The organism is Delftia lacustris, from assembly GCF_040267515.1.
GTDB lineage: Bacteria > Pseudomonadota > Gammaproteobacteria > Burkholderiales > Burkholderiaceae_C > Comamonas > Comamonas tsuruhatensis.
In genome coordinates this window covers 1685567-1701577 of record NZ_CP141274.1, presented here as the reverse complement: position 1 = coordinate 1701577, position 16011 = coordinate 1685567, and the positions used below count along the sequence as shown (strand labels likewise).

Annotated in this window: 14 protein-coding genes; 11 read left to right on the top strand and 3 right to left on the bottom strand. The window is 67.6% G+C overall.

The annotated features are described in order from the left end of the window. Nucleotides 1-64 precede the first annotated feature (64 nt). From U6958_RS09145 to accD, 6 genes are all read left to right on the top strand, one after another. Nucleotides 65-2956 carry a FimV/HubP family polar landmark protein gene (locus U6958_RS09145; protein ID WP_208607036.1) on the top strand — a complete coding sequence of 964 codons (2892 nt, stop codon included), beginning with the start codon at nucleotides 65-67 and terminating at the stop codon, nucleotides 2954-2956. A 115-nt stretch (nucleotides 2957-3071) separates the two neighbouring features. Further along, entirely contained in the window at nucleotides 3072-3920 is an 849-nt protein-coding gene (gene truA / locus U6958_RS09140; protein WP_016447767.1) for a tRNA pseudouridine(38-40) synthase TruA, read from the top strand. Between the two features lie 32 nt (nucleotides 3921-3952). After that, the gene (locus tag U6958_RS09135) at nucleotides 3953-4675 is read left to right on the top strand and encodes a phosphoribosylanthranilate isomerase (protein ID WP_016447768.1); all 723 of its coding nucleotides are present in this window, start codon (nucleotides 3953-3955) and stop codon (nucleotides 4673-4675) included. Beyond that, a complete protein-coding gene (trpB, locus tag U6958_RS09130; protein WP_074921052.1) occupies nucleotides 4653-5909 on the top strand; it encodes a tryptophan synthase subunit beta in 1257 nt (418 codons plus the stop codon). Before U6958_RS09135 ends, trpB begins: the two co-directional genes overlap by 23 nt. Then, on the top strand, nucleotides 5906-6715 hold the full coding sequence (gene trpA, locus U6958_RS09125) for a tryptophan synthase subunit alpha (protein ID WP_016447770.1): 810 nt from the start codon (nucleotides 5906-5908) through the stop codon (nucleotides 6713-6715). Before trpB ends, trpA begins: the two co-directional genes overlap by 4 nt. A 65-nt stretch (nucleotides 6716-6780) precedes the next feature. Further along, nucleotides 6781-7656, top strand: a complete 876-nt coding sequence (accD, locus tag U6958_RS09120; RefSeq protein ID WP_016447771.1) for an acetyl-CoA carboxylase, carboxyltransferase subunit beta — start codon at nucleotides 6781-6783, stop codon at nucleotides 7654-7656. A gap of 77 nt (nucleotides 7657-7733) precedes the next feature. Here the strand turns inward: accD and U6958_RS09115 are convergent, their stop codons facing one another. Further along, entirely contained in the window at nucleotides 7734-8291 is a 558-nt protein-coding gene (locus tag U6958_RS09115) for a YggT family protein (protein ID WP_016447772.1), read from the bottom strand. A gap of 90 nt (nucleotides 8292-8381) precedes the next feature. On the opposite strand from U6958_RS09115, the gene U6958_RS09110 reads away from it, so the two are divergent. The 5 genes from U6958_RS09110 (at nucleotide 8382) to U6958_RS09090 (ending at nucleotide 13940) form a co-directional block, all read left to right on the top strand. Then, entirely contained in the window at nucleotides 8382-9056 is a 675-nt protein-coding gene (locus U6958_RS09110; RefSeq protein WP_074921053.1) for an LON peptidase substrate-binding domain-containing protein, read from the top strand. Nucleotides 9057-9302: 246 nt separating this feature from the next. Continuing rightward, entirely contained in the window at nucleotides 9303-10862 is a 1560-nt protein-coding gene (lysS, locus tag U6958_RS09105) for a lysine--tRNA ligase (RefSeq protein ID WP_016447774.1), read from the top strand. A 91-nt stretch (nucleotides 10863-10953) separates the two neighbouring features. Beyond that, the gene (locus U6958_RS09100) at nucleotides 10954-11970 is read left to right on the top strand and encodes a hypothetical protein (protein ID WP_074921054.1); all 1017 of its coding nucleotides are present in this window, start codon (nucleotides 10954-10956) and stop codon (nucleotides 11968-11970) included. Nucleotides 11971-12089: 119 nt separating this feature from the next. Further along, on the top strand, nucleotides 12090-13163 hold the full coding sequence (locus U6958_RS09095; RefSeq protein WP_016447776.1) for a diguanylate cyclase domain-containing protein: 1074 nt from the start codon (nucleotides 12090-12092) through the stop codon (nucleotides 13161-13163). Nucleotides 13164-13271: 108 nt separating this feature from the next. Next, entirely contained in the window at nucleotides 13272-13940 is a 669-nt protein-coding gene (locus tag U6958_RS09090; RefSeq protein ID WP_174538860.1) for a mechanosensitive ion channel family protein, read from the top strand. A gap of 67 nt (nucleotides 13941-14007) precedes the next feature. Here the strand turns inward: U6958_RS09090 and purT are convergent, their stop codons facing one another. Continuing rightward, nucleotides 14008-15225: a formate-dependent phosphoribosylglycinamide formyltransferase gene (gene purT, locus U6958_RS09085; RefSeq protein ID WP_046239857.1), complete on the bottom strand. Its 1218-nt coding sequence runs from the start codon at nucleotides 15223-15225 to the stop codon at nucleotides 14008-14010. 110 nt (nucleotides 15226-15335) lie between these two features. Further along, on the bottom strand, nucleotides 15336-15998 hold the full coding sequence (locus tag U6958_RS09080; protein WP_074921055.1) for an N-methyl-D-aspartate receptor NMDAR2C subunit: 663 nt from the start codon (nucleotides 15996-15998) through the stop codon (nucleotides 15336-15338). Nucleotides 15999-16011: the final 13 nt, after the last annotated feature.

The window sequence follows — 16011 nt, the reverse complement described above, 5'->3', positions numbered from 1 at the left end:
ACGCGGGCATCCTCACAATAACAATAGTGCCCGCCCAATTGCATCCACACAGGTTTGACGCTTTATGCATCGTTGGAAACTCTCTGTGCTGGCCGCTGCGGCCGTCGTCTCGGTCGCACTGCCCGCCTCCGAGGCCTGGGCACTGGCTCTGGGCCGGGTGAACGTGCAATCGGCCCTGGGCGAGCCCTTGCGTGCCGAAGTCGAAATCCCCCAGATCACGGCGGCTGAAGCCGAAGGCCTGCGCGTGGGCGTGGCCTCTCCCGGCGTCTTCCGCACCCAGGGCATGGAGTACAACGCCACGGCCAGCCAGGTGCGCGTCAGCGTGCAGCGTCGCGCGGACGGATCGGCCGTGCTGCGACTCACAAGCACCCAGCCCGTCAACGAGCCCTTTGTCGATCTGGTGATCGACGCCAGCTGGGCCTCGGGCAACCTGCAGCGCAACTACACCCTGCTGCTGGATCCGCCCACCCTGCAAAAGCTGCCGCCTGCCGTGACGGCTGCAGCCCAGGCCTCCGCCCCCGAACCGGGCGCCGCACCGCGCCGCGCCGCGCCGGCCCCCTCGCCAGCTGCCGCAGGCAACACCGAGGAAAGCCGTCCAGCCCCTGCTCCGGCAGCCCCGCGCCGGAGCACCGCATCAGCCCGCGAGCGCGCTGCTGCAGCGCCGGCACCGTCCGAAGCATCCGAGGTCCGCATCAAGACCGGAGACACGGCCGGCCGCATTGCCGCCGCCCACCTGCCCGCAGGCGTTTCGCTGGACCAGATGCTGGTGGCCATGCTGCGCTCCAATCCCAAGGCCTTCATCAACGGCAATGTGAACCGCATGCGCTCCGGCGCCGTGCTCACCGTGCCTGACGAGGCCACGGCACAGGCCACCTCGCCGCGCGAGGCGCGCCAGATCGTTGCAGCCCAGTCCCGGGATTTCAACCAGTTCCGCCGCCAGCTGGCCAGCGCCGCACCGGCCGCGCCCGTGGCATCGGCCAATCGTGAAGCATCGGGCAGCGTCCAGGCCCAGGTCGAAGACCGCAAGCCCTCCACCGCCGCACCCGACAAGCTCACCCTGTCCAAAGGTGCTGTCAAGGGCGTGGAGGCAGACGAGCGCCTGGCCAAGCAAAAGCAGTCCGACGACCAGGCATCGCGCACGGCCGAACTGCAGCGCAACATGTCCGAGCTGAGCCAGATCGCCGCCGCCACCAAGCCCGCCGAAGGTGCTGCTGCAGCACCTGCCTCGGCAGCCGGCGGCACGGCAAACGGCGTGGCTGTGCCGGGCGCGCCGACCGTGCCTGCAGCGCCTGAAGCTGCAGCGCCCCAGACAACGCCCCCGGCCCCGGCGGCGCCTGCCGATGCAGCCGCTGCGGCCGCTGCCGCCACCGCTGCTGCTCCAGACGCCGCAGCCAATGCTGCCGGCCCGGCAGCGCCCGCGGCAGAAGCCGTGCCCGCCACGCCCGCTCCTGCCGAGCCGCCGAAGCCCAAGCCGGCACCCGCCCCCGTCGCACCGATCGCCGAGCCCAGCTTCATCGATACGCTGATGGAAGATCCCACCATCCCGCTGGCCGGCGCCGCCTTGCTGGCCCTGCTGCTGGGCTATGGTGGCTACCGCGTCATGCAGCGCCGCCGCGCTGCCGCAGCCTCCAGCGAAAGCGCCTTTGGCGACAGCCAGCTCGCGGCCGATTCCTTCTTTGGAGCCAGTGGCGGCCAACGCGTGGATACCGGCACATCGAGCCAGCTGTCGGGCACCTCCATGCACTACTCGCCCAGTCAGCTCGATGCCGGCGATGTGGACCCCGTGGCCGAGGCCGATGTCTACCTGGCCTATGGCCGCGACCTGCAGGCAGAGGAAATCCTCAAGGAAGCCCTGCGCACCGATCCCAGCCGCACCGCACTGCACCAGAAGCTGGCCGACATCTACGCCAAGCGCCATGACCGCAAGGCCTTCGAGGCCGTCGCGCAGACCCTGCACGGCCTGACCCAGGGCAAGGGCGTGGACTGGCAGCGCCTGGCCGACCAGGGCCGCATCCTGGACCCGGAAAACGCCCTCTACCAGCCTGCCGGCGCCGCGCCCCTGTCTGCTGCCGCCGTTGCCGGCGGCGCCGCAGCGGCAGCTACCGGACTGGCGGCCGCCTCGCTGGACATGGAGGCGCACCGCGAAGGCCCTGCCACCCTGCCCATGGACCTGGACATGGACCTCAACATGGACCTGCCCGGCGGCCTGGCCGACGCCAGCCTGCCCGTGCAGCACGCCAGCCCGCTGCCCGCTCCGGCCCCCATGCCCAGCGAACAGGACTTCGCTGCGCTGGAGCCCACGCTGCGCGCACCACTGGAGCCCATGCAGCCCGCAGCAAGCGAGGCGCCTCGCATGGATCCCCGCGTGGAGCCGCCTGCTGCATCGCTGGACATGCCCGGCTTCCAGCCCACGGCCCATGCCTCGCTGACGGATGCCCTGAACCACAGCAGCGCCATGAGCGACATGCAGCCGACCGAGATGCTGCCGCTGGACATGCCCGTCACACGGCAGGTCACGGACAGCTTCCCGGCCACCGAACCCTCGCCCCTGACCGGCTCCACCACGGACGACAGCCACGCCAGTACCGATCTGCTGTCGCTGGACGCCATGGAGTTCAACCTGGAAGACCTGGGCACCGAGGCGCCAGCCCAAGCGCCGGCAGCAGCGCATTCGGGCGGCGTGCTGGAAACGGCGGCCAAGGCCAAGCCAGAACCGGCCGAATCGCTGGAATTCGACCTGGGCAGCCTGTCCCTGGACCTGGGCAATGACGCCCCCACGGCCGCAACGCCGCCTTCGGCGCCCGAGGACCCGCTGGCCACCAAGCTCGCCCTGGCCCAGGAATTCAATGCCATCGGCGACAGCGACGGAGCCCGTACACTCATCGAGGAAGTGATCTCCGAGGCCCACGGCGATCTCAAGGCCAAAGCCCAGCGCCTCCTTGCCGAGATAGACTGAAGCCCGACGGCGCCTGCCCAGGCGCCGCGTGCCGGTTTCGCGTGACAGGGTGGTACATGCCACCATGGAAAACTGACAACTTGATGCACACCCAACCCATGCCGGAGGCCTCGCCATGCGCGTAGCCCTCGGCGTCGCCTACAACGGCCAGCGCTACAGCGGCTGGCAAAGCCAGCTGTCTGGCAACACCATTCAAGACCATCTCGAAGCGGCCCTGGGCCGCTTTGCCGCTCAGGAGGTCCACACCCTCTGTGCGGGCCGCACCGATGCCGGAGTGCACGGCCTCATGCAGGTCGTCCACTTCGACACGCCGCTGGACAGGGCCCCGTTCTCCTGGGTCCGTGGCACCAACACCTTCCTGCCGCCGGACATCGCCGTGCAATGGGCCCAGCCCGTGCCCGACTCCTTCCATTCACGTGCCTGCGCCACAGCCAGGCGCTATGCCTATGTGCTGCTGCAATCTCCCGTGCGGCCCAGCGTGGAGGCCGGGCGTGTGGGCTGGGTGTTCCATGCACTCAACGGTGACGCCATGCAGGCCGCCGCCCAGCACCTGCTGGGAGAGCACGATTTCAGCTCTTTCCGCGCATCGGGTTGCCAGGCCAAATCCCCCGTCAAGACACTGCACCGCCTGTCCATCACCCGCCGCATGGCAGGCGACGGCGCCCAGATGGCCGCGGCCAGCTCCATGCGTCCCGGGGATGCAGCCATGGAATGCTGCTACTGGCGATTCGAGTTCGAGGGCAGCGCCTTCCTCCACCACATGGTGCGCAACATCATGGGCTGCCTGCTCGCCGTAGGCCAGGGCACACACGCGCCGCAGTGGATGCAACAGGTGCTGGAGGCGCGCTCCCGCGATGCCGCCGCGCCCACCTTCTCGCCGGACGGCCTGTACTTCCTGGGTCCCGTATACGATCCTTCATGGGGCCTTCCTTCGCGCAGCCCGGCCTATGATTGGCTCCCGTGAACGAGCAGGCCTTCCCCCATTCTTCAGCCCCCATGCAGCGCACCCGAATCAAGATCTGCGGACTCACCCGCGAACAGGATGTGGACGCAGCCGTGGCCGCCGGCGCCGACGCCGTGGGCTTTGTCCTCTACGCCCCCAGCCCGCGCGCCGTGACGGTGCAGCGTGCCGCCGAGCTGGCGCGGCGCCTGCCGCCCTTCGTGACACCGGTGCTGCTGTTCGTCAATGAAAGCGCCGCCAACGTGATGGCCGCCTGCGCCGCCATCCCGGGCGCCTGCGTGCAGTTCCACGGCGACGAGTCGCCCGAGGACTGCCTTGCCGCCACATCGGGCGGCACCCGCGCCTTCCTGCGCGCCGCGCGCATTCCCCTTGGTCCCGACGCCGCGCGCTTCGACCTCGTAGAATATGCCCAGCGTTACTCGAAAGCCCAGGCCATACTGCTCGACGCCCATGTCGACGGCTATGGTGGTGGCGGAAAAGCATTCAATTGGTCACTCCTTCCACCAAACGTCGCCTCTCACCTCGTTTTGTCTGGTGGACTCACGCCTGCAAACGTGACCGATGGCATCTTGCAAGTGCGCCCGCGAGGACTCTCGCTGGCCGTTGATGTCAGTTCCGGCGTCGAGGCCGATGGTCCCGACGGCAAGCCCCTCAGGGGCATCAAGGACGCCGGCAAGATACACCGATTCATCGCCGCCGTGCGCGCGGCCGATGACCAACTTTTGCAGACAAGCCATGTTCGAATACCAGTACCCTGACGCATCTGGCCACTTTGGCCGCTTCGGCGGCAGCTTTGCCAGCGAAACCCTGACACACGCTCTGACCGAGCTGCGCGACGCCTACGCCAAGTACCAGAACGACCCGGAATTCGTTGCCGAATTCCAGTCCGAGCTGGCCCATTTCGTCGGCCGCCCCTCGCCCGTCTACCACGCGGCGCGCATGTCGCACGAGATGGGCGGCGCGCAGATCTACCTCAAGCGCGAAGACCTCAACCACACGGGCGCGCACAAGATCAACAACGTGATCGGCCAGGCCATGCTCGCCCGGCGCATGGGCAAGCCCCGCATCATTGCCGAGACGGGCGCCGGCCAGCACGGCGTGGCCACGGCCACCATCTGCGCGCGCTACGGCCTCGAGTGCATCGTCTACATGGGCTCCGAGGACGTGAAGCGCCAAAGCCCCAACGTCTACCGCATGCGCCTGCTGGGCGCCACCGTGGTGCCAGTGGAATCGGGCAGCCGCACGCTCAAGGATGCGCTCAACGAGGCCATGCGCGACTGGGTGGCCAACGTGGACAACACCTTCTACATCATCGGCACCGTGGCCGGCCCCCACCCCTATCCCGCTATGGTGCGCGACTTCCAGAAGGTCATCGGCGAGGAATGCCTCACGCAGATGCCCGAGTTCCTGGGCGCCGACCGCCAGCCCGACGCCGTGGTCGCCTGCGTGGGCGGCGGCAGCAATGCCATGGGCATCTTCCACCCCTACATCCCGTTCGAGAACACGCGCCTGATCGGCGTGGAGGCTGCGGGCGAGGGCCTGGACAGCGGCAAGCACTCGGCCTCGCTGCAGCGCGGCAGCAGCGGCGTGCTGCACGGCAACCGCACCTTCATCCTGCAGGACGAGAACGGCCAGATCACCGAGACGCACAGCATCAGCGCCGGCCTTGACTATCCCGGCGTCGGCCCCGAGCACGCCTGGCTGCAGGAACTGGGCCGCGCCCAATACGTGGGCATCACGGACCAGGAGGCCTTGGACGCCTTCCACTACCTGTGCCGCACCGAAGGCATCATTCCCGCCCTGGAGTCCAGCCATGCCGTGGCCTATGCCATGCAACTGGCCAAGACCATGCGCGCCGACCAGTCCATCCTCGTGAACCTGTCCGGTCGCGGCGACAAGGACATCGGCACCGTGGCCGATCTCTCGGGCGCCGACTATTACGACCGTCCCTCCATGCGCGGGCTCACGGTCAAGGGAGGAGCAGCTCAATGAGCCGCATCACCACGACTTTCACCAAACTTCAGGAAGATGGCCGCAAGGCCCTGATCCCCTACATCACCGCGGGCTTCCCGTTCGCGGCCATCACGCCGTCGCTGATGCACGGCATGGTGGAGGCTGGCGCCGATGTGATCGAGCTGGGCGTGCCCTTCTCCGACCCCATGGCCGACGGCCCCACCATCCAGAAGGCTGGCGACCGTGCCATCGCCAACGGCGTGGGCCTGGTGCAGGTGCTGGCCTATGTGCGCGAGTTCCGCCAGAAAAACCAGACCACGCCCGTGGTGCTGATGGGCTATGCCAACCCGGTGGAGCGCTACGACCAGATCCACGGCAAGGACCGCTTCGTGGACGATGCGGCCGAAGCCGGCGTCGACGGCCTGCTCATCGTGGACTACCCGCCCGAGGAGTGCGAGGCATTCGCCGCGCAACTGCGTGCGCGCGACATGGACCTCATCTTCCTGCTGGCACCCACGTCCACCACCGAGCGCATGCAGCAGGTGGCGCGCGTGGCCAGCGGCTATGTCTACTACGTCTCGCTCAAGGGCGTGACCGGCTCGGGCGCGCTCGACACGGCAGCCGTGGAAGCCATGCTGCCGCGCATCCGCGAGCATGTGAGCATTCCCGTGGGCGTGGGCTTCGGCATCCGCGACGCGGCCACGGCACAGGCCATCGGCCGCGTGGCCGATGCGGTGGTGATCGGCAGCCGCATCATCGAGATGCTGGACGGCCAGCCCCACGAAAAGATCGTCCCCCTGACCATCGACTTCCTGCGCGGCGTGCGCAAGGCACTCGACGCGTAGGTCGCATAATGCAGCCCTTGCATGCGGCCCGGTGCCGCATGCCCTGCGCCTGAAAAGGAAACACCATGTCCTGGCTTGAAAAACTCCTGCCTGCCAAAATCCAGCAAACCAACCCTACGGATCGCCTCCAGCAGATCCCCGAAGGTCTGTGGATCAAGTGCCCGAGCTGCGAGACCGTGCTCTACAAGGCCGATCTGGAGAAAAACCAGAACGTCTGCCCCAGCTGCAGCCACCATCACCGCATCGGCGCGCGCGCCCGCCTGAACCATTTCCTGGATGCCGAAGGCCGCTATGAGATCGGCCAGGAAGTCATTCCTGTCGACGCCCTGAAGTTCAAGGACAGCCGCAAGTACCCCGAGCGCCTCAAGGAAGCGCTGGAGAACACCGGCGAGACCGATGCCCTGGTCGTCATGGGCGGCGCCATCAAGAGCGTCAACGTGGTCGCAGCCTGCTTCGAGTTCGAATTCATGGGCGGCTCCATGGGCTCCGTGGTCGGCGAGCGCTTCGTGCGTGGCGTCGAGACCGCCATCGAGCAGAAGGTCCCCTTCATCTGCTTCACCGCCACCGGCGGCGCGCGCATGCAGGAAGGCCTGCTGAGCCTGATGCAGATGGCCAAGGCCAATGCAGCGCTCACGCGCCTGGCCAAGAAGGGCCTGCCCTACGTCTCGGTGCTGACCGATCCCACCTTCGGCGGCGTCTCCGCCAGCTTCGCCTTCGTGGGAGACATCGTCATTGCCGAGCCCAAGACCCTGGTCGGCTTCGCCGGTCCGCGCGTGATCGAAACCACGGTGCGCGTGAAGCTGCCCGAAGGCTTCCAGCGCGCCGAGTTCCTGCAGGACAAGGGCGCCGTGGACATGATCGTGGACCGCCGCGAGCTGCGCGACCGCATCGCAGCATCGCTTGCCATGCTGCAGCGCCTGCCGGCCGACGCTGTTCAGTAAAGCCTCGCGCAGACACAAAAAAGCCGCCGCAGGTGGGTGCCTGCGGCGGCTTTTTCACGTCCGGGAAACTGGGGAAATCAGGCCAGCAGCATCAGGCCCGAGCCCTGGATATAGCCCAACACCATCAGCGCGATCTGCAGCAGTACCAGAGCCACCAGTGCCGACAGATCGATACCGCCGATCAGGGGCACGATGCGGCGAATGGGCCGCAGCATGGGCTCGGACAGGCGCTGCAGCACGCCGTACATCGGCGACTGCGGCTGCACCCACGACAAGATGACATAGATCAGCAGCACGCCCACCATGCCCGACAGCGCCACGCGCGCCAGGCCGCACAGGGCCAGCCACGGCAGGGCGAGCACATTGGACTGCCCGCCCATCAGCAGCCACAGCAGCACGAACTGCAGCATCTGCAGCAGGAAGGCCGCGATCAGGCTGGACATGTCCCAGCGCCCGGCCGGCTTGATGACGCGGCGCAGCGGCATCACGATCCAGTCGGACAGCGCAAACACCAGTTGGCCGACCGGGTTGCCGAAGGGAATGCGCTGGGCCTGCATGTACATGCGCAACAGGCAGACGCCGGTCAGCAGGCCAACGACCACGTCGAGCAAAAAGGAAACGATCTGAAAAAGCATGGCGTTGTAGGACTGCGAGAGGAAGATCGGACCACGGCCAGCCGGCCTTGGCACAGCATGGGATGATAGCTGCCGCATCCCGCCCATCACATGACCGCCCATACCGCACTGCACTCCCTGCCGCTTTTCCCCCTGGGCAGCGTCCTTTTTCCCCAAGGCCTGCTGAGCCTTCGCGTCTTCGAGGTCCGCTACCTCGACATGATCCGCAAGTGCGAGCGCACGGGAGCCCCCTTCGGCGTGGTGGCATTGCAGGCCGGCAGCGAAGTGCGCAAGGCCGGTGCGGCCGCCGAGCAGCTGCATGCCGTGGGCACGCTGGCACGCATCGTCCAGCTGCAGCAGCCCCAGCCCGGCCTGCTGCAGCTGCAGTGCGAGGGCACGCAGCGCTTTCGCATGCAGGATCACCGGCAGCTGCCCCACGGCCTGTGGGTGGCCGATGTGCAGATGCTGCCTGCCGACGCCGCCGTCCCCATCCCCGATCACCTGCTCGCCACGGCCCAGGCCCTGGCCCAGGTGCTGATGCAGCTGCACGCACGATCCACCGACGCCGACCATGCCCGGCTGCCCAGCGCCGAACAGATGGGCGACTGCGGCTGGGTGGCCAACCGCTGGACCGAGCTGCTGCCCCTGCCCGTGTCCATCAAGCAGCAACTGATGGCCTTGGACAGCCCGCTGGTGCGGCTGGAGCTGGTGGCGGATGTGCTGGAACGCAGCGGCATAGGCAATTCGCAGGGGACGGCGCCCGGCTCCCCGCCCGCCGCGCACTGACGAATTGGCGGTCCTGCGGCGTCATACCGCAGCAAGGTCCGGCACATTGACGGCACCACGCACCGAAAGCGCGACAAAAAACTTAAAATCGCGGATTCAGCCCGCCAGCTGCGGGGTCTGCCGGTGGCATTTGCTGCTGCCGCTGCATTTTCCAGCCCTTCCCGCCTGGCTTTTTTTCGGCTTTCCCCGATTTCCCCCTCCGGCTTTTTTCCGGCCCCTCGGCGTTTTGCGCTGGCGCTCATTGTCATGACCGAACACAACACACCATCTGCAGCGGACCAGACCGCTCCCCAGGACGAAAACCAACTCATCGCCGAGCGCCGCGAAAAACTCAAGGCCCTGCGCGAACAGGTGCGTGAACAGGGCGGCGTGGCCTTCCCCAACGACTTCAAGCCGGCCGACCGCGCCGAGGCCCTGCAGCAGGCCCATGCCGACAAGAGCGCCGAGCAGCTCGACGCCGAATCCGTGCAGGTCAGCCTGGGCGGCCGCATGATGCTCAAGCGCGTCATGGGCAAGGCCAGCTTCGCCACCATCCAGGACGGATCGCTGGGCCCCACGCACGGCCGCATCCAGCTGTACATCACGCGCGACACCGTGGGCGAGGAGGTCTATGCGGCCTTCAAGCGCTGGGACCTGGGCGACATCCTGGGCGCCGAAGGCACGCTGATGAAGACCAAGACCGGCGAGCTGTCGGTCAAGGTGCAGACGCTGCGCCTGCTCACCAAGAGCCTGCGCCCCATGCCCGACAAGTTCCACGGCATGGCCGATCTGGAGCAGAAGGTGCGCCAGCGCTACGTGGACCTGATGATGGACGAGCAGGCCCGCCGCCGCTTCATCGCGCGCAGCAAGGCCGTCTCGGGCATCCGCGAATTCATGGTGGAGCATGGCTTCCTGGAAGTGGAGACGCCCATGCTGCATCCCATTCCCGGCGGCGCCAACGCCAAGCCCTTCGTCACCCACCACAACGCGCTGGACCAGGAGATGTACCTGCGCATCGCGCCCGAGCTGTACCTCAAGCGCCTGGTGGTCGGCGGCTTCGAGCGCGTGTTCGAAATCAACCGCAACTTCCGCAACGAAGGCATCTCGGTGCGCCACAACCCCGAGTTCACCATGATGGAGTTCTACGCGGCCTACTGGAACTACCGCGACCTGATGGACTACACCGAAGCACTGGTGCGCGACGCCGCGCAAAAGGCCGTGGGCACGCTGCAGCTGACCTACGGAGGCAAGCCCGTGGACCTGTCCCAGCCCTTCCAGCGCCTGACCATTCCCGAGGCCATCGTCAAGTTCACCGAAGCCGGTGACAAGGTGGCCGACCGCGAATGGCTGACCAATGCCCTGCGCAAGCTGGGCATGACGGAAGAAAAGGACCGCCTGTCCACCCGTACCCTGGCCAGCCTGCAGGTGCTGTACTTCGAGGAAGTGGTCGAGGAAAAGCTCTGGCAGCCCACCTTCATCATGGAGCACCCCACCGAGATCTCGCCGCTGGCACGCGCCAATGACGAGCGCCCCGAAGTCACCGAGCGCTTCGAGCTGTACATCACGGGCCGTGAATTCGGCAACGGCTTCTCCGAACTCAACGACGCCGAGGACCAGGCCGCGCGCTTCAACGCCCAGGTCCAGGCCAAGGACGGCGGCGACGACGAAGCCATGTACTTCGACCACGACTTCGTGCGTGCCCTCGAGTACGGCATGCCCCCCACGGGCGGCTGCGGCATCGGCATCGACCGCCTGATGATGCTGCTGACCGACAGCGCCAGCATCCGCGACGTGATCCTGTTCCCCGCCCTGCGCCGCGAACAGTAACCCCCCGGCATCCAGCGCCTGCGCGCATGGCCAACTGAAGCCGCCTGCGTTCCCTTGGGAGCCAGGCGGCTTTTCCCTATACTGGCTCGCCATGCACATCCCCACCTACTGGGCGCAGGCGCGCCTGCGGCATGAAAGCCGCCCCACCCACGGCATCACCGTCCAGCGCTGGGGATGGTCCGACACCAGCCAGGAGGCTGCCCAGGCCCACGCCCAGGAGCGTGCCGCCAAGGCCCTGCAAGACGCCCGCAATGCGGCGCTGCCCCCGGGCGAGCCGCGCATGGAATGGAAGAACGAGTACGCGCTCGACGGCTTCAGCACCCCCATACGCGAAGAGGTCCTGCAGCGGCGCGACGGCACGGTGATGACACGCAACAGCTACGGCGCCCACTGCCTGAACACCGAGCGCGTGGCCATCGCCGATATCGACCTGCCCGAGCCGCCCAGCGCTGTGCGCTTTCCCGTCGTGACCCTGCTTTTGCTGGCTTCGGCCGCCACCTGGCTGGCCCGGCTGGCACCGCACAAGAACAATTCGAGGATGGTGGCCACAGCGCTGGTCGTGCTGCTGCTGTTCCTGGCCATGCGGCGCGTGCAGCGCTGGTGGGAGGCGCGGCAGGCGCGCCGGCGCGCGGCCACGGACTCGCCGTCCGCACGCGCCATGGAGCGCGTACAGGCCTTCCACCAAAGCCATGCCGACTGGGGGCTGCGCGTCTATGAAACGCCCAAGGGCCTGCGTGTCATCGTCACGCATACCGATTTCGCACCCGACGCCCCTGCCGTCGCGCAGTTGTTCGACGCCTTGCAGGTGGACCCGCTCTATGCCCTGCTGTGCGAGCGCCAGCAGTGCTTTCGCGCCCGCGTATCGGGCAAGCCCTGGCGCATGGGCCTGACCGGACTGTCCACCTCGCTGCGCCGCTGGCCCCAGCCCGAGCAGACGCGGCAAGAGCGCCGCCAGTGGGCGCTTGCCTATGACGAAAAAGCCCAGGGCTTTGCAGCTTGCAGGCTGCTGCAGCAACTGGGCAACCCACGCCTGTGTGCGGCCGCCGACGCCTTCGTGCAATGGCACGACGAAGCCAGCCGGGCCCGCACGGACCTGCCCCTGGCCTGAAGAAAGCCGGGCATCCACAATCGCACACGAATACAACGACCGACTTACACTGGCGCCACCCCCATGCCGCGTACTGCGCAGCCCCCTGACCCATTTCTGGTCTCACAACCCTGAAGGCCATGCCCGCTGCCCCACCACCTTCGCCCACCGACAGCACCGACTCTCCCGCCATCGAGCCCACCGGAGCGCGCTTCGCCAAGCCGACGGACGAGGCATCGCCGTTTTGCGTGCTGGTCGTGGAAGACCAGGCCTCGGTACGCACCAGTCTGGTCAGCGAGCTGCTGCATGCGGGCGTGACCCGCGTGCTGGAGGCTGCCGATGGCCCCAGCGCCCTGGCACTGTTCCGCGAGCAGCGCCCCGACCTCGTGCTGCTCGACATCCGTCTGCCGGGCGAGGACGGCTACTGGGTGGCCCGCCAGCTGCGCGAGGCCGAGCCCGGCGAGTGGACGCCCGTCATCTTCCTGTCCGGACTGGACAATGACCTGGACGTGTGGCGCGGCATCGAGGCCGGAGGCGACGACTACCTGGTCAAGCCCGTCAAGCCCATCGTGCTCGTGGCCAAGCTGCGCGCCATGCGCCGCCTGCTGGACATGCGCCGGCGCCTGGTATCGCTGTCGGCCGAGCTGCATGAGGCCAACCAGAAGCTCAACGAAATGGTCGAGCTCGACCAGCTCACGGGCCTGGTCAACCGCCGAGGCTTCGACCGCATCCTGCATGCCGAGATCGCCTCGGCCCGCCGCGAGGGCCAGCCGCTGACGCTGATGCTCTGCGACCTGGACCATTTCAAGCGCTACAACGACACCTATGGCCATGTGCATGGCGATGAATGCCTGAAACAGATAGGCCGCCTGCTGCGCGAGGTCTGCGTGCGCCCGCGTGACGTGGCGGCGCGCTATGGCGGCGAGGAATTCGCGCTCATCCTGCCGCGCACGCCACGCTCGGGGGCCATGACGTTCGCGCGTGCCGTGGGCCAGATGCTGCGCGTGCTGCGCATACGCCACCCCGACTCACCCCATGAATCGGGCCTCACGCTGTCGGGCGGCATCACCACCTGCGTCCCCGACGAATACACCAGCGCCGAAGCCATGCTCATGCGCGCCGACCAGGCCCTGTACGCGGCCAAGGCCCAGGGGCGCGACCGCTTCTTCAGCTTCGAGATGCAGATGGACACGGTGGAGCAGCGCCGCACCTGACTGCCGGGCCTTGCGCCTGCGCTTACGATCGCAGCTCAATGCCGGGCGCGCGCAAGCCGCGCATCCGGGTCCTGAATGCGGATTGCTGTTTCCTGAATGTTTGAAGTTATGCGTCGTTTTCAAGCGCACCTGCCCGCCTGGATGCAGGATTGGCTGGAGTTCATCATCCCCGGTGCCCAGATCCTGCTGATCATCGGTGCGGCCTGGCTGCTCAATCGCCTGGTTCGCCGGCTGATCGCACGCGCGGGCAGGCACTACGGCCTGCCGCCGGAGCTGCTGGTGCCGCTGCGCGGCGTGTTCCGCTGGATTCTCATCGCCGCCACCGTGCCGCTGGTACTGGAGCGCCTGGGCGTCTCGGCCACCGTGCTGTGGACGGCCTTCACCGGCTTTGCCACCGTGGGCGCCGTGGCCTTCTTTGCGGCCTGGAGCGTGCTGTCCAACCTGTTCTGCGCCCTGCTCATCGTCATCGTCGGGCCCTTTCGCCTGGGCGACTACATCGAGGTGCTGGACACGGCCGAAAAGCCCGGTGCCAAGGGCCGCGTGATCGACATCAACATGCTCTACACCACCTTGCAGGATGCCCATGCGCCCGATGGCTCGCCCAACCTGCTGCAGATTCCCAACTCGCTGATCTTCCAGCGCGTGGTCCGGCGCTGGAAGGGGGGCCTGGGCGCGGATGGCGAGCATGCCAGCCATGGCGAGGAGGAGCGCGCCATCCGGCTGACCACGCCGCATGATGCCCAGCCCTCGCAGCCTCCCATGCACACGACCAACTAAGGCCGGCACCCCATGAAAAAAGCCGCCGCCCGGCAAAGGGACGGCGGCTTTGTCATTGGGCAGCGCCTCAGGGCTTGCGCGGCCGGACCTTGCTGGCGGCCAGCTTGGCGTTGGTTCGCGCCTGCTCCACATCCTGGGCGCGCGCCAGGGCCACGCCCATGCGGCGCTTGACGAAGCTCTCTGGCTTGCCGAACAGGCGCAGGTCCGTGCCCGGCACGGCCAGGGCCTCGTCCACGCCGTCGAACACCAGGCCTTCGGCATCCTGCCCGCCATAGATCACGGCGCTGGCGCCGGGGTTGCGCAGCGAGGCATCCACGGGCAGGCCCAGAATGGCGCGGGCATGCAGCTCGAATTCGCTTTGCCACTGCGTGGCCAGCGTGACCAGCCCCGTGTCGTGCGGGCGTGGCGAGACTTCGCTGAACCAGACCTGCTCGCCCTTGACGAACAGCTCCACGCCAAACAGGCCCAGGCCGCCCAGGTCATCGGTCACCGCCTTGGCGATGTCGCGCGACTTCTGCAGCGCCGCCGGGTGCATGGGATGGGGCTGCCAGCTTTCCACATAGTCGCCGGACTGCTGGATGTGGCCGATGGGATCGCAGAAATGCGTCTGCACCTGGCCGTCCGCACCCTTGGCGCGCACCGTGAGCTGGGTGATTTCGTAGTCGAAGTCGATGAAGCCTTCGACGATCACACGGCCATGGCTCACGCGGCCGCCGGCCATGGCGTAGTCCCAGGCCTTGGCCACGTCGTCCGGGCCGTCCAGCTTGCTCTGGCCCTTGCCCGAGCTGCTCATCACGGGCTTGACCACGCAGGGAAAGCCGATGGCGGGCTGGCCATCCGTGCCGTCGATGGCAGCCTGCAGTTCCTGCTGCGAATCACAGAAGCGGTAAGGGCTGGTGGCCAGGCCCAGCGTCTCGGCGGCCAGGCGGCGAATGCCTTCGCGGTCCATGGTCAGGCGCGCGGCGCGGGCCGTGGGGATCACGGTGACCACGCCTGCCGCTTCCAGCTCTTCGAGCATGGGCGTGGCAATGGCCTCGATCTCGGGCACGACCAGGCCGGGTTTCTCGGCCTCGATCAAGGCCTTGAGCTGGGCCGGATCGCTCATGGTGATGGTGCGTGCGTGGTGGGCCACCTGCTGGCCGGGCGCGTTCTCGTAACGGTCCACGGCAATGGTTTCCACGCCCAGGCGCTGCAGCGCGATCAGCACTTCCTTGCCGAGTTCGCCGCTGCCCAGCAGCATGACTTTGGTGGCATGGGGGGAGTAAGGGGTTCCAAGGGTGGTCATCTGCGCGTCCGGTGAGCCAGGCAGAGCCTGGGCAAGATAAGAAAGAGAGGGAGGCAGGCCTGCACGGCCCGCAGCAGCCCCCGATCATAGGATGCCGACACAGGCGCCGCCTACAAACCCAGCGCCTGCGCGAGGTTGCACCGCGCCCGCGCCTCCAGCCGTTGCCGGAACCAGTCGGTGCAGTAGATGGCCTCGCGCTGCATGAAGCCCAGCAACACCTCGCGGCGCCTGGCGCGGTACAGCGGCAAGGGCACCCATTCGTACTCGGCCCGCACCTGTACCTCGTACTCGGCAAACCGCAGAGGGTCGGCCGCGAGAATGCCCAGGTCGGCATCCACCAGCAGTTGGGCGTCGATCCCGGACGGCTGTGCAGCGTGACAGGTCGCCATGATCAGGCCGTGCACGCGCCCGGCCACCTCCGCCGGCAGGCCCTGCCCGCGCACCACGGCCACGGCCCAGTCGGCGCTGCGCGCCTCGTTGTCCTTGGCCTGGGTTTCGTAGACGGCATCATGGAACCACAGCGCCAGCGCCACCTCGCCGGGGTGCGCGGCCAGGCCCAGCGCCGGCTGCAGCAGGCCCATGGCCTCGCCCAGATGCTGCAGCGTGTGGTAGTGGCGCTGTGGCTCGCTGTAGCTTTGCAGCAGCTCGGCCAGCACAGGCTGCGGCGCGCTGGCGCCCAGTGCGGACCAGGCATGCTGCCAAGATGCCTGCCAGGTCTGCAGCGATGCATCGTTTGCGCTGGGCATTTCGGCCCCTGGTCCAGCCTGGGTCATCGCCTGCTCCTTG

Bases quoted from the DNA above. Each gene is read 5' to 3' on its own strand.
- lysS (WP_016447774.1), top strand. From the start codon at position 9,303: ATGACCGAACACAACACACCATCTGCAGCGGACCAGACCGCTCCCCAG.
- U6958_RS09100 (WP_074921054.1), top strand. From the start codon at position 10,954: ATGCACATCCCCACCTACTGGGCGCAGGCGCGCCTGCGGCATGAAAGC.
- U6958_RS09095 (WP_016447776.1), top strand. From the start codon at position 12,090: ATGCCCGCTGCCCCACCACCTTCGCCCACCGACAGCACCGACTCTCCC.
- U6958_RS09080 (WP_074921055.1), bottom strand. From the start codon at position 15,998: ATGACCCAGGCTGGACCAGGGGCCGAAATGCCCAGCGCAAACGATGCA.
- U6958_RS09115 (WP_016447772.1), bottom strand. From the start codon at position 8,291: ATGCTTTTTCAGATCGTTTCCTTTTTGCTCGACGTGGTCGTTGGCCTG.
- U6958_RS09145 (WP_208607036.1), top strand. From the start codon at position 65: ATGCATCGTTGGAAACTCTCTGTGCTGGCCGCTGCGGCCGTCGTCTCG.
- purT (WP_046239857.1), bottom strand. From the start codon at position 15,225: ATGACCACCCTTGGAACCCCTTACTCCCCCCATGCCACCAAAGTCATG.
- U6958_RS09135 (WP_016447768.1), top strand. From the start codon at position 3,953: ATGCAGCGCACCCGAATCAAGATCTGCGGACTCACCCGCGAACAGGAT.
- trpB (WP_074921052.1), top strand. From the start codon at position 4,653: ATGTTCGAATACCAGTACCCTGACGCATCTGGCCACTTTGGCCGCTTC.
- trpA (WP_016447770.1), top strand. From the start codon at position 5,906: ATGAGCCGCATCACCACGACTTTCACCAAACTTCAGGAAGATGGCCGC.
- U6958_RS09110 (WP_074921053.1), top strand. From the start codon at position 8,382: ATGACCGCCCATACCGCACTGCACTCCCTGCCGCTTTTCCCCCTGGGC.
- accD (WP_016447771.1), top strand. From the start codon at position 6,781: ATGTCCTGGCTTGAAAAACTCCTGCCTGCCAAAATCCAGCAAACCAAC.
- truA (WP_016447767.1), top strand. From the start codon at position 3,072: ATGCGCGTAGCCCTCGGCGTCGCCTACAACGGCCAGCGCTACAGCGGC.
- U6958_RS09090 (WP_174538860.1), top strand. From the start codon at position 13,272: ATGCGTCGTTTTCAAGCGCACCTGCCCGCCTGGATGCAGGATTGGCTG.